17 protein-coding genes are annotated in these 19,189 nt (G+C 64.4%); 5 read left to right on the plus strand and 12 right to left on the minus strand.

Features of this window, described 5'->3' with window-relative positions:
* Window positions 1–63: 63 nt before the first annotated feature.
* From ccoP to ACZ2HM_RS10510, 5 genes are all read right to left on the minus strand, one after another.
* On the minus strand, window positions 64–1,002 hold the full coding sequence (ccoP, locus tag ACZ2HM_RS10490) for a cytochrome-c oxidase, cbb3-type subunit III (protein WP_069066003.1): 939 nt from the start codon (window positions 1,000–1,002) through the stop codon (window positions 64–66).
* A complete protein-coding gene (locus ACZ2HM_RS10495) occupies window positions 995–1,171 on the minus strand; it encodes a cbb3-type cytochrome c oxidase subunit 3 (protein ID WP_096060801.1) in 177 nt (58 codons plus the stop codon). Before ACZ2HM_RS10495 ends, ccoP begins: the two co-directional genes overlap by 8 nt.
* On the minus strand, window positions 1,168–1,923 hold the full coding sequence (gene ccoO, locus ACZ2HM_RS10500) for a cytochrome-c oxidase, cbb3-type subunit II (protein ID WP_096060802.1): 756 nt from the start codon (window positions 1,921–1,923) through the stop codon (window positions 1,168–1,170). The genes ACZ2HM_RS10495 and ccoO overlap by 4 nt, the downstream gene beginning before the upstream one ends.
* 12 nt (window positions 1,924–1,935) lie before the next feature.
* The gene (ccoN, locus tag ACZ2HM_RS10505; protein WP_470425177.1) at window positions 1,936–3,597 is read right to left on the minus strand and encodes a cytochrome-c oxidase, cbb3-type subunit I; all 1,662 of its coding nucleotides are present in this window, start codon (window positions 3,595–3,597) and stop codon (window positions 1,936–1,938) included.
* Between the two features lie 246 nt (window positions 3,598–3,843).
* Entirely contained in the window at window positions 3,844–4,587 is a 744-nt protein-coding gene (locus tag ACZ2HM_RS10510; protein WP_470425178.1) for a Crp/Fnr family transcriptional regulator, read from the minus strand.
* Window positions 4,588–4,792: 205 nt separating this feature from the next.
* On the opposite strand from ACZ2HM_RS10510, the gene ACZ2HM_RS10515 reads away from it, so the two are divergent.
* Window positions 4,793–6,373 carry an ABC-F family ATP-binding cassette domain-containing protein gene (locus ACZ2HM_RS10515; protein ID WP_037476331.1) on the plus strand — a complete coding sequence of 527 codons (1,581 nt, stop codon included), beginning with the start codon at window positions 4,793–4,795 and terminating at the stop codon, window positions 6,371–6,373.
* On the opposite strand, the gene ACZ2HM_RS10520 is transcribed toward ACZ2HM_RS10515, so the two are convergent.
* From ACZ2HM_RS10520 to ACZ2HM_RS10530, 3 genes are read right to left on the minus strand one after another with little or no spacing between them, the layout of a single operon-like run.
* Complete coding sequence (locus ACZ2HM_RS10520) at window positions 6,370–7,899, minus strand: DHA2 family efflux MFS transporter permease subunit (protein ID WP_069065998.1); 1,530 nt, start codon at window positions 7,897–7,899, stop codon at window positions 6,370–6,372. The genes ACZ2HM_RS10515 and ACZ2HM_RS10520 overlap by 4 nt on opposite strands.
* A gap of 11 nt (window positions 7,900–7,910) precedes the next feature.
* Complete coding sequence (locus ACZ2HM_RS10525; protein WP_470425179.1) at window positions 7,911–9,056, minus strand: EmrA/EmrK family multidrug efflux transporter periplasmic adaptor subunit; 1,146 nt, start codon at window positions 9,054–9,056, stop codon at window positions 7,911–7,913.
* Window positions 9,049–10,563: an efflux transporter outer membrane subunit gene (locus tag ACZ2HM_RS10530; RefSeq protein WP_470425180.1), complete on the minus strand. Its 1,515-nt coding sequence runs from the start codon at window positions 10,561–10,563 to the stop codon at window positions 9,049–9,051. The genes ACZ2HM_RS10525 and ACZ2HM_RS10530 overlap by 8 nt, the downstream gene beginning before the upstream one ends.
* A gap of 88 nt (window positions 10,564–10,651) precedes the next feature.
* On the opposite strand from ACZ2HM_RS10530, the gene ACZ2HM_RS10535 reads away from it, so the two are divergent.
* Both ACZ2HM_RS10535 and ACZ2HM_RS10540 read left to right on the plus strand, forming a co-directional pair.
* On the plus strand, window positions 10,652–11,311 hold the full coding sequence (locus tag ACZ2HM_RS10535) for a TetR/AcrR family transcriptional regulator (protein ID WP_470425181.1): 660 nt from the start codon (window positions 10,652–10,654) through the stop codon (window positions 11,309–11,311).
* Window positions 11,312–11,364: 53 nt separating this feature from the next.
* Complete coding sequence (locus tag ACZ2HM_RS10540) at window positions 11,365–11,988, plus strand: response regulator transcription factor (protein WP_037472761.1); 624 nt, start codon at window positions 11,365–11,367, stop codon at window positions 11,986–11,988.
* Between the two features lie 3 nt (window positions 11,989–11,991).
* Here the strand turns inward: ACZ2HM_RS10540 and ACZ2HM_RS10545 are convergent, their stop codons facing one another.
* From ACZ2HM_RS10545 to argH, 4 genes are read right to left on the minus strand one after another with little or no spacing between them, the layout of a single operon-like run.
* Window positions 11,992–12,750: a precorrin-2 dehydrogenase/sirohydrochlorin ferrochelatase family protein gene (locus ACZ2HM_RS10545; RefSeq protein WP_037472760.1), complete on the minus strand. Its 759-nt coding sequence runs from the start codon at window positions 12,748–12,750 to the stop codon at window positions 11,992–11,994.
* Window positions 12,750–14,015, minus strand: a complete 1,266-nt coding sequence (lysA, locus tag ACZ2HM_RS10550; protein WP_470425182.1) for a diaminopimelate decarboxylase — start codon at window positions 14,013–14,015, stop codon at window positions 12,750–12,752. Before lysA ends, ACZ2HM_RS10545 begins: the two co-directional genes overlap by 1 nt.
* Before the next feature lie 18 nt (window positions 14,016–14,033).
* On the minus strand, window positions 14,034–14,291 hold the full coding sequence (locus ACZ2HM_RS10555) for a hypothetical protein (RefSeq protein ID WP_096061183.1): 258 nt from the start codon (window positions 14,289–14,291) through the stop codon (window positions 14,034–14,036).
* Complete coding sequence (gene argH / locus ACZ2HM_RS10560) at window positions 14,288–15,658, minus strand: argininosuccinate lyase (protein ID WP_470425183.1); 1,371 nt, start codon at window positions 15,656–15,658, stop codon at window positions 14,288–14,290. The genes ACZ2HM_RS10555 and argH overlap by 4 nt, the downstream gene beginning before the upstream one ends.
* A 43-nt stretch (window positions 15,659–15,701) precedes the next feature.
* Between argH and ACZ2HM_RS10565 the strand changes: the two genes are divergently transcribed.
* The gene (locus tag ACZ2HM_RS10565) at window positions 15,702–16,283 is read left to right on the plus strand and encodes a TlpA family protein disulfide reductase (RefSeq protein WP_470425184.1); all 582 of its coding nucleotides are present in this window, start codon (window positions 15,702–15,704) and stop codon (window positions 16,281–16,283) included.
* A gap of 257 nt (window positions 16,284–16,540) precedes the next feature.
* Window positions 16,541–19,156 (plus strand): TonB-dependent receptor plug domain-containing protein, encoded by a 2,616-nt coding sequence (locus ACZ2HM_RS10570; protein ID WP_470425185.1) that lies wholly within the window; start codon window positions 16,541–16,543, stop codon window positions 19,154–19,156.
* Window positions 19,157–19,189: the final 33 nt, after the last annotated feature.

The raw sequence follows: 19,189 nt of genomic DNA on the forward strand, positions 1-19,189 counted from the left end.
CAATGCGTCGCAAGCCTTGCGCCAGAGGCGCACCCCCTCCCCTTCCAGGCAAGGATTGGGGCTTTATTGGGCCACATTGCCTTCAACTCCATTATCCGCCGCAGCCGCCGCTTCCACCAGCGTCGCCTCGCCACCGCCCAGGCTATGGACATAGACGGCCAGCATGCGGATGGTCGCGGGGCTGAGCTTGTCGTCCCAGCGCGGCATCACGCCCTGGCGGCTGTTCCACACGCTCTGGTGGATGGACTCGGTGTCGCCGCCATAGAGCCAGATGCCATCGGTCAGGTTGGGCGCACCCAGCGCGCGATTGCCCTTGGCATCCGTGCCATGGCAGACCGCGCAATTGTCGGCGAACAGGCCCGCCCCACGCTGCGCGGCGGCACTGGGCTTATCCTGTCGGCTGGCGACCCGGACATAGGCGACGACATCATCGACCTGCGGGGCGGTGAGCAACTGGTCGCGGCCAAAGGCGGGCATCATCGATACGCGTGTCGCATCATGACCCGGATTGCGGATGCCATCGATCAGCGTCTTTTCGATCGTGGCGAGGTCGCCACCCCACAGCCAGTCATCATCGTTGAGGTTGGGATAGCCCTTGCCGCCCGCTGCGCCAGAGCCATGGCATTGTACGCAATGGACCTTGAACGCGGCGCGCCCACCCTCGATCGCGGCCTGCATCAATTGCGGCTGCCCGGCCAGCTTCTCGATCGTCGTCGCGGCGATCGCCTGGTGAATGGGCGCCACCTGATCGGCGCGCGCGGCCAGTTCCTGCTCCAGCGCCCCGCGGCTCGACCAGCCGAGCATCCCGCGCGTATAGTCGTTGAGCATCGGGATCGCCGGATAGGCAATCACATAACCGATCGCGAATAGGATGCTGGCATAGAAGGTCCACAGCCACCAGCGCGGCAGCGGCGTGTCCAATTCCTGAATACCGTCCCACTCATGCCCCTTGAACTGGGTGCCGGTGGCGGCGTCGATCTTGGGGTTCTTATCGTCAGCCATGGTCGGCCTCCGTCTTTTCCGTGTCTGGCTCGAAGATCATGGTGGCCGCGCGCTTGCTGGCATGGCGGCCGTGCGGCAGAAAATGCCAGCCGATGAGGAGAATGTAGGTCAGGGCCATGAAGACCAGGCCCCAGCTATCGGCGAAATGCCGCAAAGCGTTATAGCTCATCGCGTCCCCTCCTTTGGCTGCGGCTGGCCTTCGAGCGGCTTGGCGGCGTCGACATCGACCAACGTGCCGATCATCTGGAGATAGGCGACCAGCGCATCCATCTCGGTCAGCTTGTTCGGATCGCCATCGAAATCGCGCACCTGCGCCTTGGGATAGCGTTTGATCAGGTCAGCCGTATCGGCATTGGGATCGGCCTGGGCCTTAAGGTCCTCATTGGCCTTTTCCTTGTCCGCATCGCTGTACGGAACCCCGACCCGGCTCAGCGCCGTCAGATCCGCCGTCATATCACCCCCCTTCAACTCGCGCTCGGCGAGGAAGGGATAGGTCGGCATGATCGATTCCGGCACCACGGCGCGCGGATCTTTCAAATGCTGGACATGCCATTCGTCGGAATAGCGCCCGCCGACCCGCGCCAGGTCCGGCCCGGTCCGTTTGGACCCCCATTGGAACGGATGGTCGTACATGCTTTCGGCGGCCAGGCTGTAATGGCCATAGCGTTCGGTTTCGTCGCGGAATGGGCGGATCATCTGGCTATGGCAGTTGTAGCAGCCTTCGCGGATGTAGATGTTGCGCCCGGCCAACTCCAGCGGGGTGTAGGGCCGCATCCCCTCCACCTTCTCGATCGTATTGTCGATCCAGAAGAGGGGCGCGATTTCCACGATCCCGCCAATGGCGACGACGATCAGGGCGGCAATACCGAGCAGCGATACATTCCGCTCCAGCTTGCCATGGTCGAAGAATTTGGATGCCATGTCGGCGTCTCCTTATACAGGCTGGGCAGCGAGGAGCGGCTTGTCGGCCGCTGGATCGAAGGCGGCGTCGTGCATCGGCTTCTCTTCGCGCAGCTTGCTGCCTGCGATGGTCTTGCCGATGTTCCAGGCCATGATGATCGCCCCGGCCAGGTAAAGCAGGCCACCGGCACCGCGGATCAGATACATGGGGAACATGGCGGTCACGACTTCGGAGAAGGCGTAGACCAGATAGCCATCGGCCCCATATTCGCGCCACATCAAGCCCTGCATGATGCCCGCCACCCACATTGACGAGGCGTAGAGAACGATGCCCAGCGTCGCGAGCCAGAAGTGCCAGTTCACCAGCCGCAGCGAATAGAGCCGTTCCCGGCCCCACAGGCGCGGCGTCATATAATAGAGGCAAGCGAAGGTGATCATGCCGTTCCAGCCCAGCGCGCCGGAGTGGACATGGCCGATCGTCCAGTCGGTATAATGCGACAGGGAATTGACGGCCTTGATCGACATCAGCGGCCCTTCGAAGGTCGACATGCCGTAAAAGGCCAGCGCCATCACCATCATGCGGATGATCGGGTCGGTGCGGATCTTGTCCCAGGCGCCGTTGAGCGTCATCAGGCCGTTGATCATCCCGCCCCAGCTCGGCATCCACAGCATGACCGAAAAGACCATGCCCAGCGTCTGCGCCCAGTCAGGCAGCGCAGTATAGTGAAGGTGATGCGGCCCCGCCCAGATATAGAGGAAGATCAGCGACCAGAAGTGGATGATCGACAGGCGATAGCTGTAGACCGGCCGTTCCGCCTGCTTGGGCACGAAATAATACATCATGGCCAGGAAGCCGGCAGTCAGGAAGAAGCCCACCGCATTATGGCCATACCACCATTGGGTCAGCGCATCCTGCACCCCGGCAAAGGCGCTGTAGCTCTTGGATCCCAGCAGGCTGACCGGCATCGACAGATTATTGACGATGTGCAGCATGGCGATGGTGATGATGAAGGCGAGGTAGAACCAGTTGGCCACATAGATATGCGGTTCGGAGCGCTTGAGGATCGTCCCGCCGAACACCAGCAGGTAGCAGACCCACACGACCGTCAGCCACAGATCGACATACCATTCGGGCTCGGCATATTCCTTGCCCTCGGTAATCCCCATCAGATAGCCGGTCGCGGCCAGCACGATGAATAGCTGATAGCCCCAGAAGACGAAGCGGGCCATGGACGGGAACGCCAGCCGCGCGCGGCAAGTGCGCTGCACCACATAGAAGCTGGTCGCGATCAGCGCGTTGCCACCAAAGGCGAAGATCACCGCCGATGTGTGCAACGGCCGCATACGACCGAAGCTGGTATATTCGATGCCAAGGTTCAGCGCGGGAAAGGCCAGCTGAAATGCGATGATCAGCCCGACGAGAAAGCCCGCCAGACCCCAGAAGACCGTCGCGATCACGCCCCAGCGGATCGGATCATCATCATATCTGCCCTGGTCGGTCGGCATTTTCAGCATGCCGCGCGCCAGCCCCGCATAATCCGCGCCGCGCATCGTCAGGACTGCCAGCAGCAGTCCGACCGCGCAGACGATCCCCATATGAACGGCAAATCCGCTGTCCACTGCGCCCAGCATCGCCGCGAAGGCCGCCAGCGCGAGCGCGAACCAGCCGCCCGTCCTCATTACCAATCGGTCCATGATATTCCCCGTCAAAGGCTCGGCGGTCCCTCTGTTCGACAGGCCGCCCCCATGCATTGACCTCTGTCAAACCGCCGGGCGCGGGTCTTTACGGGATAGTGCGTAGAGAGGTACGAGAGGGTCTGGCGCGACGACCGCGACACTTAAAGCCCCTCCCCTTCAGGTTCAAACGAAGCACGTGACTCGATTGAAGGGTTGGGGTGGGGGCGTGCGGCGAAATACTACGAAGCCCCCCAAACCTTAACCTCAGACCCCTTCCGCCAACGCCTCCAGCGCCGCGCCATCGACCAGCCGCACGCCGCGTCGCCCGACCAGCGCGATGATCCCGCGCCGCTTGAAATCGCTCATTTGTCGCGACACGGTTTCGATCGTCGTGCCCAGAATATCGGCAATCTGCTGGCGTGAGAGCGGCAGCTCGATCGTCCCCGTCGGGTCGGCCTGCAACCGCCGCGCCATGTCGAGCAGGAAGGTCGCCACCTTCTCCCGCGCGGTCTTGCGACCGAGCAGCAGCATCCAGTCGCGGGTCCGGTCGAGATCGTCGAGCGTGCGCTGGAGCAACCGATGCTGCAAGTCGCCATGGTCGCGCGCGAATCCATCGAAGCGCCCTCGCGGAAACAGGCACAGCCGCGCGTCTGTCAATGCGGTGACGCTATGGGGCGTGCGCGCGCCAAAGGGGCGACCGATAAAGTCGGACGCATAGACCACGCCGACGATCTGTTCGCGCCCGTCGCCGGTCGAAGTCGCCAGTTTGAGCGTCCCTTCGATGACATTGGCGACGACCATGCTGTCATCCCCCTCCCACATCACCGTCTGCCCGGCATGCAGCGTCACCCGCCGCCCGATCCGGCTGAGCGCGTCGCGATCCGTTTCTGACAGATCAGCACAAATCGCCCGATCGCGCACCCCGCACTGGTCGCAGGACTGGGGCGCACAAGGGCGCGTCATCAGCGAAAGAGCGCCATTTTGCGCCACGTCAAATTGCATGTCCATGTCCGCTGCATGACGCGACGGCGGACACCGACCTATGCGTAAATATCCCTAGCTCCGTAAGAATGCGAGGGATTGGCGTGCCGCAGCCTATCTTGCCAACCGATGCCTTAGCCTCTACATTTTCTATTCATCTTAAAAGGAACCCCCATGGACATCGCCCTGACTGCTTAGCCCACCCGCTCTGCCTTCAGGAAAGCCTGTGTCCATGCCTGCCATTACCCTTTCGACCCTTGGATGGTCCGCGCCCGACGGTACTGCTGTCCTTGCCGGTCTCGATTTCCGCTTTGCCCCCGAACGTATCGGCCTGATCGGTCGCAATGGCGTCGGCAAGTCCAGTCTGCTCGCGCTGATCGCCGGGGAATGCACCCCGACGCACGGCCATGTCACGATCGACGGACGTATTGCCGTGCTGCGCCAGAATCTTGAACCAGCGCCGGGCGCGACCATTGCCGACCTGTTCGACGCGCGCGAGGCTTTGGCGGTGATCGACCGGGCGGAGGTGGGCAGCGCGACGCTTGATGAACTGGATGCGTGTGACTGGACGCTGCCCGCGCGCCTCGCCGATGCGCTGGCGGACGTGGCGCTGAGCGCTGATCCGGCAACGCTGCTTACGACCCTGTCGGGGGGCCAGCGCACCCGTGCCGCGCTCGCCGCCGCGCTCTTTACCCAGCCCGATTTCCTGCTGCTGGACGAGCCGACCAATCATCTGGATGCCGAGGGGCGCGAGGCCGTAATCGCCCTGCTCGCGCGCTGGCGCGGCGGCGCGATCGTCGTCAGCCATGACCGCGCACTGCTGGAGACGATGGACGCCATTGCGGAGCTGACCACGCTCGGCATCGCCCGCTATGGCGGCAATTGGTCCGCCTACACGACGCGCAAGGCGATCGAACTGGCCGCCGCGCATCATGATCTCGACCATGCCGAAAAGCAGGCGGCGGCCCTGTCGCGCAAGACCCAGCAGCTGACCGAGCGCAAGCAGCGGCGCGATGGCGCAGGCAAGCGCGACGCGGCCAAGGGCGGGATGCCCCGCATCCTGCTGGGCCAGCGCAAGCAGCAGGCCGAACAATCGGGCGGCGATGCCGTGCGCCGTGCCGGGCAGCAACAGGGCGAAGCGCGGCAGGCGATCGACGCGGCGCGCGCGCGGATCGAGATATTGGAGCCGATCCGCATCGCCCTGCCCTCCGCCAACGTCGCGCCGGGTCGCATCATCCTGACGCTCGACGCGGTGACGGCGGGCCATGCGCCGGACTGCCCGGTCCTGCGCGACGTCAGCCTGACAATCAGCGGGCCGGAGCGGGTGGCGATCACCGGGGCGAACGGGTCGGGCAAATCGACGCTGCTGCGCCTGATCGCGGGTGATCTGTCGCCGATGGCAGGCCGGGTTCACCGCCCTGTCGATTGCGCGCTGCTCGATCAGGACGTTGCGCTGCTCGATCCGGCACGCAGTATCGCCGACAATTTTGCGCGGCTGCACCCCGGCACGACCCGCAACGCAGTCCATGCCGCGCTGGCCCGCTTCCGGTTCCGCGCCGACCTGGCGTTGCAACAGGTGGGGACGCTGAGCGGCGGGCAGCGATTGCGCGCCGGCCTCGCCTGCGTGCTGGGCGGGGCCGCGCCGCCGCCCCTGTTGTTGCTGGACGAGCCGACCAATCATCTTGACCTCGATTCGATCGCCGCGATCGAACAGGGGTTGAACGCCTATGACGGCGCGCTGCTGGTGGTCAGCCATGACGCGGCGTTTCTGGATGCGATCGGCATCACCCGGCGGATCGCCCTCCCGCTTTAGTGCGCGGCGGACGTATCCACCGGCCCGGTCGGCTTGGGCGCGAGCCAGACAATCGCCGTGGCGAGGAACAGGACGAGCGCGGACAGGAAGAAGACATGATCCACCGCGATCGCCAACGCCTCCTGATCGACCAGATTGGAGATGACTTGGCGCGCTTGCTCGAAGGACATGCCCATCGCGCTCAGTTGTGCCTGCGTATCGGCCGGTTGCAATGTGCCCGCCATCTCGCTGCGCGAGACGCGCTGGCCGTTGCCCCAGCCGGTCAGCACCAGCGACGTCGCGATCGCCAGTGCCATGGTTCGCAGGAAATTCTGCAGCCCTGCCGCCGACGCCGTCTCGTCGGGCCGCACCGACCCTAGCGTCAGGGTCGTCAGCGGGATCATGAAGAAGGGCATGGCGAAGCCCTGGATGAATTGCGGCGCGGCCATCGACCAGAAATCGATCGAGCTGGTCCAATGCGCCCGCCACAGGGTCATCAGCCCCAGCCAGAAGAGCGCACCCGAAATCATGATACGCGGATCGACCCGCCCCGTCATGCGCGCGGCGATCGGCGCGGCCATCAGGGCCGCCACCGCCGTCATGGCGGTCAATATGCCTGCATCGGTGGCGGTATAGCCCATCGACGTTTGCAGCCATTGCGGAATGACGACGATGCCCGCGAAATAGGCGCCAAAGCCCAGCGCCAGCGAGAAAACGCCCGATGTGAAGCCGATATGGCGGAATATCCGCAGATCGACGATCGGATGCTCCTCCGTCAACTCCCAGATGATGAAGGCGGCAAAGCCGATCACGGCCAGGATCGCCAAGATGACGATCAGCGGATCGCCGAACCAATCATGGTCGCGGCCGATATCCAGCATGATTTGCAGGCAACCGATCCAGAAAACGAGCAGAAACAGGCCCATGCGATCGATCGGCACGCGCGCTGTGTCGGTTTCCACCGGGCGCAGCAGCGCCATCGCCGCCACCACGCATAGGATCGCGATCGGCACGTTGATGAAGAAGATCCAGTGCCAGCTCCAATTGTCGCTGATATAGCCGCCGATGATCGGCCCCATTGCCGGGCCGAGCAATGTGGTCATGGCCCATAGCCCCATCGCCCGCGCGCGTTGATCGGGCGGAAAGATGCGCAGCAGCAAAGTCTGCGACATCGGCATGATCGGGCCGCCGCACAGCCCCTGACCAATGCGGCACGCCACCAGCATGGTGAGCGACATGGACAGGCCGCACAGCACCGAGAAGATGCCAAAGCCGATCATCGCCCAGATGAACATCTTCACCACCCCAAACCGCTGGGCCAGCCAGCCGGTCAAGGGCACGCAGATGGCTTCGGCCACCGCATAGGAGGTGATGATCCACGTCCCCTGATCCGGCGTGATGCCCAGATTGCCTGAAATATGCGGCACCGAGACATTGGCGATGGTCAGGTCGAGTACGACCATGAAATTGCTGAGCGCCAGCACCAGCCCGGCCAGCGTGCGCTGGCGCGGCGTCAGCCGGGAAAAGATGCTGTCCTCGTCGCTCACCTGTCGACCCTTCAGTGACCGGAAAGGTCGATCTCGACCTCCGTGGAGAGGCCGACGCGCAAGGGGTGCGCCGCCAGTTCCTTGGGGTCGAGCGCGATGCGGACGGGCAAGCGCTGCACCACCTTGATCCAGTTGCCGGTCGCATTCTGGGCCGGGATCAGCGAGAGCGACGCGCCCGTGCCGCCGGAAAAGCCGACAACCTTGCCATGATAGACGACGTCGCCGCCGTAGATATCAGCGGTCACCTTGGCGGGCATGCCGACCTTCACCTTGCCCAGCTGCCGCTCCTTGAAATTGGCGTCGACATAGACTTGCGCCAACGGGACGATCGTCATGATCGGGCTGCCCTGCGCGACGCGCTGGCCGACCTGCACTTGCCGCTTGGTCACGACGCCGTCGATGGGCGCGCGGATGATCGTGCGCTCCAGGTCTAGCTTCGCTGCGTCGAGCTTTGCCTGCGCTGCCATCACCGCCGGGTCGGTATCGACCTGCGATCCGCGCACCAGTGCATCATTGGCGGCGAGTTGCCCGCTTGCCGCGCTGCGCGTCGCTTGCGCCGTGGTCACGCTGGCGCGCGCGACATCAAGCGCGGCGCGGGCGGCGGCAAAGGCCGTGCGCGCGCTCGTCACTTCGTCGCCCGATACGGCACCATCGCCAACCAGCGCTTCACGCCGTTGCAGATCGACCCGCGCCTTTTCAACGTCGGCCTGCGCGCTGGCGAGTTGCGCCCGTGCCTGGACAATGTCCGCGCCGCGCGCATCGACCTGCGCCGAGAGCGCGCCGCTGGTGGCCGACGTCTGGCGGAAGCGGCGCTGCGCTTCGGCCAGGTCCGCCTGTGCCTGCGCGATCGCGATGCGGGCGTTGGTGGGATCGAGCTTCACCAATATGTCGCCACGCTTGACCGCCTGCGTATCGCTGACCAGTACCTCGATCGCCTGGGCGGAAATGAGCGGGGTTACCTGCGCCATTTCGGCATTCACATAGGCATTGTCGGTGCTGACATGGTTGCGGCCAACCAGGACATACCAGGCCGTCCAGAGGAGGCCAGCGATGACCACCGCGAGCGCCAGCCGGGTCAGCCAGGTCTTGCGGGCGCTGCTGCGATCGGCCTGGGGTTCATCGGTCGGGGCGGTAAGTTCGGGAGTGGCGTCAGCCATGGGGTGCGTCCTTGGACAGGGCGGCGTCAGGGGCGAAACCACCACCCAGCGCGCGGATCAGGGCAATATCGAGCGAAAAGGCGCTTGCCTCCAGCCCGGAAACGGTACGCTGCGCGGCGAGGAGTTGATCCTCGACATTCAGCACATCCAGATAGGTGGACAGGCCGCCATCATAGCGCTTCTTGGCGATGCCATAGGCGTCCTGCGACGCGGCCACCGCCGCACGGGCATCGACCAGGCGCGCGTCCAGCGTGCGGCGGCTGGTGACGGCGTCCGCCACCTCCTGATAGGCCGTCAGCACGGCCTTATCATAGCTCGCCACCGCTTCGTCATAGGTCGCGCGCGCACCGCGATACTGGCCCTGCAGCGCGCCGCCGTGGAAGATCGGCAGGCTGATCGCTGGCCCGGCATTTCCGAAGATCGAGTCCTTCTGGAACAGATTATTGGTGAAAGGCTGGGCCGATCCGATCGCGCCGCCATTGGCAAAGACGGTATTATAGCCCAACGATTGTAGGCCGATCAGTGCGCTCAGGCGCACGGCGGGGAAGAAATCGGCGCGCGCGACCTTGATTCGCTTGGCCGCCGCCTCGGTACGGGCGAGGGCCGCCGCGATGTCGGGACGGCGCGCGATCAGATTGGTGGTGACGTCGGCGGGAAGCCCAAGCGGTGCCAGCGCGCCGGGCGTTGGCCGCGTCATCGCCGCGCCGCGGTCCGGCCCCGCGCCGATCAGCGCGGCGATCTGATGCTGGCGCAGTTCGATCGCCATGCGCGCGCCGGCCAGTTGCGCCCGTGCGGACGCGACCGTGGCATCGGCCTGCCGCACGCTGCCGCGTGTTTCCAGCCCATTTTGCCGCCGATCCGCAACCAGCTTCTGGCTGGCCATGCGGATGTCGAGCGTGCGTTGTTGAATGTCCGCCTCATCATAGAGGCGGGCAAGGTCGGCATAGGCGTCGGCGATGCCCGTGGTCAGCGCCAGTTGCGCCTGCTGCGCATCAAGCTCCGCCGCGCGTGCCTGCGATGTTGCCGCCGCCAGTGCCGCGCGGTTCTTGCCCCACAGGTCGAGATCAAGCTCCAGGTCCAGCGCCAGCCGTCCGGTGCCGAGCCAGCCCTGCGGCACGAACTCCTTGGGCATGCCCATATTATAGCTTTGCTTGGTGGCGGCCGCGCTGGCGTCGAGATTGGCAGAAGGCAGCAATGCCGCGCCGGACTGTTGCGCCAGCGCCTGCGCCTGGCGGAAACGCGCGGCAGCGATCGCCATGTCGGGCGCGTTGCGCAAGCCTTCTTCGATCAGTGCGGTGAGTTGCGGATCGCCATAGGCGCGCCACCAGTCCGTAGCGGGCCAAGCCGCCTGCGGCGCGGCCAGGCTCTGTTGCGCGGCGATCGTGTCCGCCGCGCGAATTTCGGGCTTGGTGCCAAGGTCAGGGACCGCTGCGCACCCCGCCAGCAACGACATCATCGTCGCCAGGACCAGCGGACGAACGGGCGGGGAAAGGCGACTCACCGACATAAAAACCGTACCATCTAGTATGAAAAATGCATCTGGCGTCGCGACACCCGCTTGTCAAGATTTTTATCATACTCTATGGTACGGTTTCATGACAGGCGCTTCCACCACTCCCCCCACCAGCCGAAGGGAAGCACGCCGTCTGGACCGGCGCGATACCATATTGACCGTGGCCAAGGCCTATTTCCTGGAACATGGCTATGCCGGGACGACCATGTCGGGCATCGCCGCAGCGCTGGGCGGGTCCAAGGGCACTTTGTGGAATCACTTCCCTTCAAAGGAAGACTTATTTTCGGCGGTCCTCGATCGGGTCGCTACCGCCTATCGCGCGCAACTGTCGCAAATCCTCGACCCGTGCGGCGTGCTGGAACCCACTTTGTTGCGCGCCTGTCGCAGCCTGCTTGACAAGGTCTGCTCGACCGAAGCGATCGCCCTGCACAGGTTGATCTATGCCGAGAGTGGTCGATTTCCCGAACTCAGCCGGATATTCTTCGAGCTTGCGCCACGCCACACCCGCGCCCTGCTCGCCGACTATATAAGTGGCGCAATGGATCGGGGCCAGTTGCGGCGGGACGACCCCGCCGATGCGGCGCGCGTCCTGATGGCCCTGACCATGGCTGGCAGCCATCAGCAGTTGATGATCGGTCAGATTACGGAACCCTCGTCAGCGCAGATGCAGGCCGATGTCGATCTGGCCGTCGACCTGTTCCTGCGCGGCTATGCGCCCGAACCGAACAGCGCGAACCGTTAACCATTTCTTTGCGGTGCCTTCCTATCCTTCGATGACGGGCGGAAGGACAGACGATGCCATTTTTCAAACGGAACGAAGCCTCGCAGTTCGATGCCCCCGATGCGGAGGGTCGCGCGCGCGCCCAGCGCCGCCTGCGCGTGCTGCTGATCGACGAAAATCCGACCGCGCGCGCTGTCATCGCCCGCCGCCTGTCGCACCTCAATTATGACGTCGCCCTCGCCGACACGGGATTCAGCGCGCTCAGCCTGTTGGTAACGCATAGGGCCGATATCATCCTGATCGACATGGGGCTGACGATGCTGCCCGCCGTCGCGACCATGAAGCAGATCCGCGCCGCCAATCTCGCCGCCTCCGCCTGTTTCGTCATGATCGCCGGGCGGCTCGACAGCCAGGCGACTGTCGAAGCGCTGGACGCGGGCGCGGACGACTATGTCGTCAAACCGTTCGACTTCGACATATTCGACGCTCGGCTGCGCCATCTGTGCCAGCGCGCCGAACAGATGGGCGCGCTCTCGCGCCACAATGCCGAACTCGACGCCCGCATCGCGCGCCGTGCCGTGGAACTGGGCGAAACCCGCGAAACGCTGCGCGAATTGCAGATCGATCGTGCCCGGCTCGTCTCCTCGATCCAGGCCTTGCAAGACGAACTCGAACGAGTCACCGCCCAACAGGGCTAAGCGTCAGCCCAGGGTGAGCCAGAGCGACAGGCCGTCGCCCGGCTGCGCAGGTGGCGCGTCCACCGCGATCCGCACCGCATCGGCCCGCGCCCGGTCGAGGACAGCTGCCGCAACCGTTGGCTGGTGATAGACCCGGTCGGCCTCCCCCAACAGCCGCGCGACCCGCAAGGTCAGATCGTCAGGATCGTTGGATGCCAGCCGGATCGGCTCCAGCCGCGTCGCATCCGCATCGCCCTGCCCTTCGATCCAGCGCGGCACGGCGTCAGCGGCACCGGCGCGCAGGGGATCAATCATCCCGCCCGCCGCTAGCCCGGCATCGATCGCCCGGCGTCGATCGCCCCCATCGGGCCAACGCGCGCGGATCGCGCCCCGCGCCGCTGACAATCCCCTCGCCAATGCGCCAAGGCCCGCAGGCAACAGCGTCTCCAGCCTTTGCCGCAACGCCTTCGCCAATCCCGCCGACGCGCCGCCCGTCCCGATCGCGATCAGCACCGGATCGCGATCGACGATCGCGGGCAGCGTGAAGTCGCACAGGTCGGGATTGTCGGTCGCATTGACCAGCACGCCGCGTACGCGCAGGCGCTGGGCCGTCACCGCATCGCCATCGGACACGATCGCGATCCGCGCATCGCCATCTTCTTCGCCCACGATCCGCGCGCCTGCCCGTTCCAGCAGGCGGCGCTTGGCGTCCGCCGCCTCGCCTTCGCCGGTCAGGATCACGGGCCTGCCCGTCAGGCGCAAGAACACGGGCAGGCTGTGCATCAATCTGCCAGCCAGTCGGGGATCGAATCGCCCTCGATCAACGTCTCGATCGGCGGACGCGCGCGGACCACGGCCCAGCGGTCGCCCGACACCAGCACTTCAGGCGTGAGCGGGCGGCTGTTGTAGGTGCCCGCCATCGTCGCGCCATAAGCGCCTGCGGTCATGAAGGCGACCAGATCGCCCGCTTCCACCACGTCCATATCGCGTCCCATGGCGAAGGTGTCGCCCGTCTCGCATACGGGTCCGACGACATTGGCGGCTGCCTGCTTGCCCGATGGCGCGACCGCGCGAATATCATGCCAGGCGTCATAAAGGCTGGGCCGCAACAGGTCGTTCATGGCCGCATCCACAATGACGAAGGGTGCCTTGGCCCCCTGCTTCACCCGCACCACGCGCGACAGCAACGCGCCCGCATTGCCCACGATCACGCGGCCAGGCTCGAACATCAGCCGCACGGGCCAGGCCTGCGTCACGCGGCACACCATCGCGCCATAATCGGCGGGGCTGGGCGGCAGCGGCTGCGACGGGTCGTAGGGGACGCCCAGGCCACCACCCAGGTCAGCGGTGCGAATGTCATGGCCCGCTTCGCGCAGCGCCGTGATGAGTGCGCCGACCTTGGTAAAGGCGGCCTCCAGCGGGGCGAGATCGGTCAACTGGCTGCCGATATGGACAGCGACGCCCTGCACATCCAGCCCCGGCAGATCGCGCGCGGCGGCATAGCTCTCCAGCGCGCGGTCATAGGGGATGCCGAACTTGTTTTCCGACTTGCCGGTCGAGATCTTGGCATGGGTGCCCGCATCGACATCGGGGTTGATGCGATAGGCGACCGGCGCGCGCTTGCCCATCGACAGCGCGACTTGCGACAGCATCTCGGCTTCCGGTTCGCTTTCCAGATTGAACTGGAAAATGCCATGTTCCAGCGCCAGCCGCATTTCGTCGGCGGTCTTGCCGACGCCGGAAAAGACGATGCGGTCGGCCGGGATGCCTGCCGCCACTGCGCGCAGCAATTCGCCGCCCGACACTACGTCCGCGCCCAGGCCCAACTTCGCCAGCGTCGCCAGGACGGCGGCATTGGGATTGGCCTTGACCGCAAAGGCGATCAGCGGATTGTCGAGCGCGGCCAGCCCTTCGCGGAACACGCCGACATGGCGTTCCAGCGTCGAGGTCGAATAGACATAGACCGGCGTGCCGACCGCATCGGCGATCACCGCCATCGGCACCTGCTCCACCCGCATGGTGCCGTCCACATAGTCGAAATGGTCCAATTTCCAGTCCTTACAGGCTTATTGCGGCTGCTTTTCGGGCGGCAGGTCGAACGGGTCGTCGCTCCGCTGGCGCGATTGGGTCAGCAATTCGACGTTGCGCTCGGGCCGCGCCTGGATGGAGGGTGCCATCAGTTCGCCGCCGGTCGGGGCAGTCGCCGCGCCCACGGGCACGGCAGGCAGTTTCTGGTCCTTGAGCGGCTTGAGCGAAGGTCGGCCGCCGCAGCCCGCCAGCACCAATGCGGCCATAGCCAGCCCGGCCAGCGTGCGCGTCTTCATGAGTCCAGTTCCTTCTTCGCCTGGGCGATCCGCGCCCGCACCTGCGCCGGGGCCGTGCCGCCATGGCTCGTCCGGCTGGCGACCGACGCATCGACGGTCAGCACCGCATAGACGCGATCGTCGATCCGCGCGTCGATATCCTTCAGCGTCGCGATCGGCAGTTGATCGAGCGGTACGCCTGCCGCCTCGGCCGCCGCCACTGCGCGCCCGGTGATATGATGCGCCTCGCGGAAGGGAATGCCGCCTTCGCGCACCAGCCAATCTGCGAGATCGGTTGCGGTGGCGAAGCCGCTTTCAGCAAGGCCGCGCATCCGGTCGGTGCGGAAGGTCACCGTCTCGATCATGCCGGTCATCGCCGCGATCGACAGGCCGAGCAGGTCGTGCGCCTCGAACACCGGCGGCTTGTCGTCCTGCATATCCTTGGAATAAGCGAGCGGCAGGCCCTTCATCGTCACGCACAGCGCGGTCATGCAGCCCATGATCCGCCCGGCATGGCCGCGCACCAGTTCGGCGGCGTCGGGGTTGCGCTTCTGCGGCATGATCGAGCTGCCGGTCGAATAGGCGTCGGGCAGTTTCACGAAGCCGAAGGGCTGGCTCGCCCAGATGATGAATTCCTCCGCTAGCCGCGAGAGGTGCAGGGATGCCTGCGTTGCCGCCATCAGATAATCGAGCGCGAAGTCGCGGTCGGATACGCTGTCCAGGCTGTTATCGGTCGGCCGGGCAAAGCCCAGAGCCTCAGCCGTCGCCTGGCGATCGATGGGAAAGCCCGTGCCAGCGAGCGCGGCCGCACCCAGCGGACATTCATCGGCGCGCGCCCGCGCATCGGCAAAGCGGCTGCGGTCGCGCCGCACCATTTCATAATAAGCCATCAGATGATGGCCGAGCGTCACCGGCTGCGCCGATTGCAAATGGGTGAAGCCCGGCATCACCGCGTCAGCATGCTCCTCCGCCCGCGCCAATAGCGCGCGTTGCAGGCCGAGTAGGCCCGCCGCCACTTCGTCGATCGCGTCGCGCACCCAGAGGCGAAAATCGGTCGCGACCTGATCATTGCGGCTGCGCGCGGTATGCAGCCGTCCAGCGGTCGGCCCGATCAGCTGCGCCAGCCGTGATTCCGTGACCATATGAATATCTTCGAGGTCGAGATCGACCGGCACGCCATCGGCTGCATATTCCGCAGCGATCCGGTTCAGACCTTCGGTAATCGCCTGCGCATCTTCGCCATCGACGATGCCCTGCTGGGCCAGCATCGCGACATGCGCTTTGGACCCAGCGATATCTTGTTGCCACAAACGCTTGTCGAACGGGATGGAGGCATTTATCTCGCGCATGATCGACGCGGGGCCGGCCGCAAACCGGCCACCCCACATGCTGTTGGAGCCTTCTCCCTTGGAACCTGTTTCGCGCGCGCTAATGATACTGCTCCTGGCTGCCGGTCTGGCGGCTTGCGATAGGCAATCGCCGCCCGCTGGGCAAGCCAATGCAAGCATGAGCGGCGAGGTTCCCGCATCGGGAAATGCAACGGCGGGCAGCGAAGCGTTCAACTACCGGCTCGATCGCAGCAAGGCGGGGACGGCCGCGCCGACCTTTGCCTTCCAGAACCCCGATGGCGGCGAGGCGACGCTGCAGGATTTTGCCGGGCGGCCAATGCTGGTCAATCTGTGGGCGACCTGGTGTACGCCATGCGTCGCGGAAATGCCGACGCTTGACCGGATCGCCGCCACCTATGGTCCCAAGGGGCTGGCCGTCCTCACCATCTCGCAGGACAATCAGGGCGAAAAGGCAGTGAAGCCCTTTTTCGCCAAGCATGAGCTGCCCCATTTGAAGGGTTGGGCAGACCCCGACAACCAGTTCGGCTTCGACTATGCCACCGGCCTGCTGCCCACCACCGTCCTCTATGATGCGCAGGGCAAGGAAATGGTGCGCGTCATCGGCGCAATGGATTGGGAAGGGGTGGAAGCCAAAGCGTTGATCGACGCGGCGATGGCATCCTGATCCGAAAGACCAAGGCGCGCCAAAACGAACATAGCGACAAAATCCACCATGCCAGCTGCGTGCAAAATGCATGATCGTCAGTGCAAAATTGGCAATTGCGCAAAGTCGTAGAAGAAAATTATCCTGTTGAGTCGCTGCTCAGATAAGCAGCGGCAATTATTGCATTTTTACTTAAAAATTGTGCGGCGCAATAGAGGCTTTGCCTGAGCCAATCGTCAAACCCCCTGTCATCAACAATGCAATAACAGGGGGCATGAATGACACGCTTGTCAGCGCTTAAACTTTCATTGATTCTCGCTTCGTCTTGGTCCGCTTGCGCATTGGCGCAGGAAGCACCGCAGGAACCACAGGCCGAGGACGGCGGTACCATCATCGTCACCGGCACCCGTGCCGTCGGCATGCAGGTCGCCGACAGCGCCGCACCGATCCAGGTCTTGGGTCAGGACGCGATCACAAGGGTCGGCCAGCCGAACCTCAACCAGGTTCTGACCCAGATCGTCCCCAGCTTCACGGCGCAGACGCAGGGCACCGATCTTTCCAGCTTCTCGCTCTCCGCCCGTCTGCGCGGCCTCAGCCCCAACCACACGCTGGTTCTGGTCAACGGCAAGCGTCGTCACGGCAACGCGATTCTCCAGGTGCTTGGTGCCTTCTCCGGCTCCGCCGCACCCAGCATCGATCTGATTCCGCCAGACGCCGTCTCGCAGGTCGAAGTGTTCCAGGAAGGCGCGGCCGCCGTCTATGGTACGGACGCGATCGCGGGCGTCATCAACTTCATCCTCAAGGACCAGGCCGAAGGCGGCTCTTTCAAGGTCACCGGCGGTCAATATTATGACAGCCAGGGTGAACTTTTCTCGGTTTCCGGCAATTATGGCGTCAAGCTGGGCGAAGACGGCTTCCTCAACGTCAGCCTGTTCCACCGCCGCCAGGATTATACGACGCTGGGCGAAGGCCAGGTCCAGGTGACGAAGCCGGACGGCACGCTCCAGCCCAATGCGCCGGCCCAATGGTCCAACCTTGCCGGCGACGCGCTGGCCAACATCAACGGTGGCCAGCCCAAGACCGAACTCAACCTGCTCTTCTACAATGCCGGCTATGATTTCGGCGGCGTCGAAGTCTACAGCTTCGGCGATGTGTCCCGCCGCGAAGGCTGGGCCAAGCAGGGCTACCGCCATCCCAAGCGCATCTGCTACGAGGCTGGCAACCTGGGCGGCGGCGTCACCCCCGCCGCTTACGACCCCAGCATCTGCTACAGCGACACCGGCATCAACGGCATGGTCCCGCTGCAGCATGTGATCGAGGATGAATATAGCTTCACCGTCGGCGCCAAGGGCGAGTTTGGCAGCGGTTGGAATTATGACCTCAGCACCACCTACGCCAATCAGAAGAACGACATCTGGACTGAAAATTCCGCCCATCGCGAAGTATGGCAGGAAAGCTATGCCGCAGCACTGGCAGGCATCGGCACGCCCAATACGCCCGACAAGGCCTATGATGGTGGCTTCCGCCTGAGCCAGACCACGGTGACCGCCGACATCCGCAAGGAATTCGAAGTCGGCATGGCCGCCCCGCTGACCTTCGCCTTCGGTGGGGAATATCGCAAGGACACCTATGAAATCGTCCAGGGCGATTTCTATTCGACCTACAAGACCGGCGTGCAGTCCTTCCCCGGCTATAAGGCAACCGACGCGGGCCGCTTCAAGCGCAGTTCGCGCGCAGGCTATATCAACTTCATCGCCCAGCCGGTCGAAGGCTGGACGGTCGATCTGGCCGGTCGCTATGAAGATTATACCGACTTTGGCGATACGCTGATCGGCAAGATCACGACCCGCTACGACTTCTCGGACGCCATCGCCATTCGCGGCACCGCCAGCACCGGCTTCCGCGCTCCGTCGCTGGCTGAACAGAAATATTCGACGATCAACGTAGGGCCAACCAGCGCCGTCGCCCAGTTGCCCGCGGGCAGCCCGGCCGCCGCCTTGCTCGGCTTCGACTCGCTTGGCCCTGAAAAGTCCAAGAACTTCTCGGCGGGCATCGTGCTACGGCCCGTGCCCAAGCTCGCCATCACCGTCGATGCCTATATGATCAAGATCAAGGATCGTATCGCCGCCACGGCATCGCGTAACGCCGTTCAGGGTGGCGTCGTCCAGCCCGGCGCCGCCGCGATCTTCGATGCGCTCGCTGCCGCCGGCATCGTTCTCGACACCGCCCTGCAACAGGTCGGCGTCCAGAGCTTCACCAACGGCATCGACACCCGGACGACTGGCGTAGACTTCTCGATCAGCTACCCGGTGGCGCTCGACTTCGGCTCGTTGAACCTGTCGCTCAACGGCAACTATAACAAGACGAAGATCACCAACAACAAGGTCGGCTATCCGCTGTTCAACGCCGCATCGGAAAGCAATATCGAAGACACGACCCCCAAATATAAGGTCGGCTTCGGCGCGCTGCTCAAGGCGGGCAAGCTAAGCGTCAACCTGCGCGAAACCCTCTATGCCAAGACGAGCGTCCTGGTCCGGCCGGGTGTGGGCAGCGGCGTGGTGCCCGAAGGCGGCTTCCTGATCGCCGATGGCGCGCTGATCAACGGCGTGAATGCCAACCAGCTCTACTTCGATGGCGTGGTCAAATCGGCGATCATCACCGATCTCGAAGTCGGCTATGACTTCAACGACAATGTCACCTTCTCGCTGGGCGCGAACAACCTGTTCGACAAGGTGCCGGAAGTGCCCAAGTTCGTCACCGGTGCAGGCGTTGTCGTGAACCCCGGCGTGTCGCCATACCAGAATGGCTCTGGCTCCTATAACAGCCCCTATGGCCATGGCCCCTACGGCACGGCGGGCGGCTATTATTACGCGCGTATCGACTTCAAATTCTAAATCATATCATGACGAAGGGCCGGTTCGGGAACG

It is taken from the genome of Sphingobium sp. KKT206 (genome assembly GCF_055640555.1).

Coding starts and splice junctions, on each gene's coding strand:
- ccoP (WP_069066003.1), bottom strand. CDS start 1,002: ATGGCTGACGATAAGAACCCCAAGATCGACGCCGCCACCGGCACCCAG.
- ACZ2HM_RS10495 (WP_096060801.1), bottom strand. CDS start 1,171: ATGAGCTATAACGCTTTGCGGCATTTCGCCGATAGCTGGGGCCTGGTC.
- ccoO (WP_096060802.1), bottom strand. CDS start 1,923: ATGGCATCCAAATTCTTCGACCATGGCAAGCTGGAGCGGAATGTATCG.
- ccoN (WP_470425177.1), bottom strand. CDS start 3,597: ATGGACCGATTGGTAATGAGGACGGGCGGCTGGTTCGCGCTCGCGCTG.
- ACZ2HM_RS10510 (WP_470425178.1), bottom strand. CDS start 4,587: ATGGACATGCAATTTGACGTGGCGCAAAATGGCGCTCTTTCGCTGATG.
- ACZ2HM_RS10515 (WP_037476331.1), top strand. CDS start 4,793: ATGCCTGCCATTACCCTTTCGACCCTTGGATGGTCCGCGCCCGACGGT.
- ACZ2HM_RS10525 (WP_470425179.1), bottom strand. CDS start 9,056: ATGGCTGACGCCACTCCCGAACTTACCGCCCCGACCGATGAACCCCAG.
- ACZ2HM_RS10530 (WP_470425180.1), bottom strand. CDS start 10,563: ATGTCGGTGAGTCGCCTTTCCCCGCCCGTTCGTCCGCTGGTCCTGGCG.
- ACZ2HM_RS10535 (WP_470425181.1), top strand. CDS start 10,652: ATGACAGGCGCTTCCACCACTCCCCCCACCAGCCGAAGGGAAGCACGC.
- ACZ2HM_RS10540 (WP_037472761.1), top strand. CDS start 11,365: ATGCCATTTTTCAAACGGAACGAAGCCTCGCAGTTCGATGCCCCCGAT.
- ACZ2HM_RS10545 (WP_037472760.1), bottom strand. CDS start 12,750: ATGCACAGCCTGCCCGTGTTCTTGCGCCTGACGGGCAGGCCCGTGATC.
- ACZ2HM_RS10555 (WP_096061183.1), bottom strand. CDS start 14,291: ATGAAGACGCGCACGCTGGCCGGGCTGGCTATGGCCGCATTGGTGCTG.
- argH (WP_470425183.1), bottom strand. CDS start 15,658: ATGTGGGGTGGCCGGTTTGCGGCCGGCCCCGCGTCGATCATGCGCGAG.
- ACZ2HM_RS10565 (WP_470425184.1), top strand. CDS start 15,702: ATGATACTGCTCCTGGCTGCCGGTCTGGCGGCTTGCGATAGGCAATCG.
- ACZ2HM_RS10570 (WP_470425185.1), top strand. CDS start 16,541: ATGACACGCTTGTCAGCGCTTAAACTTTCATTGATTCTCGCTTCGTCT.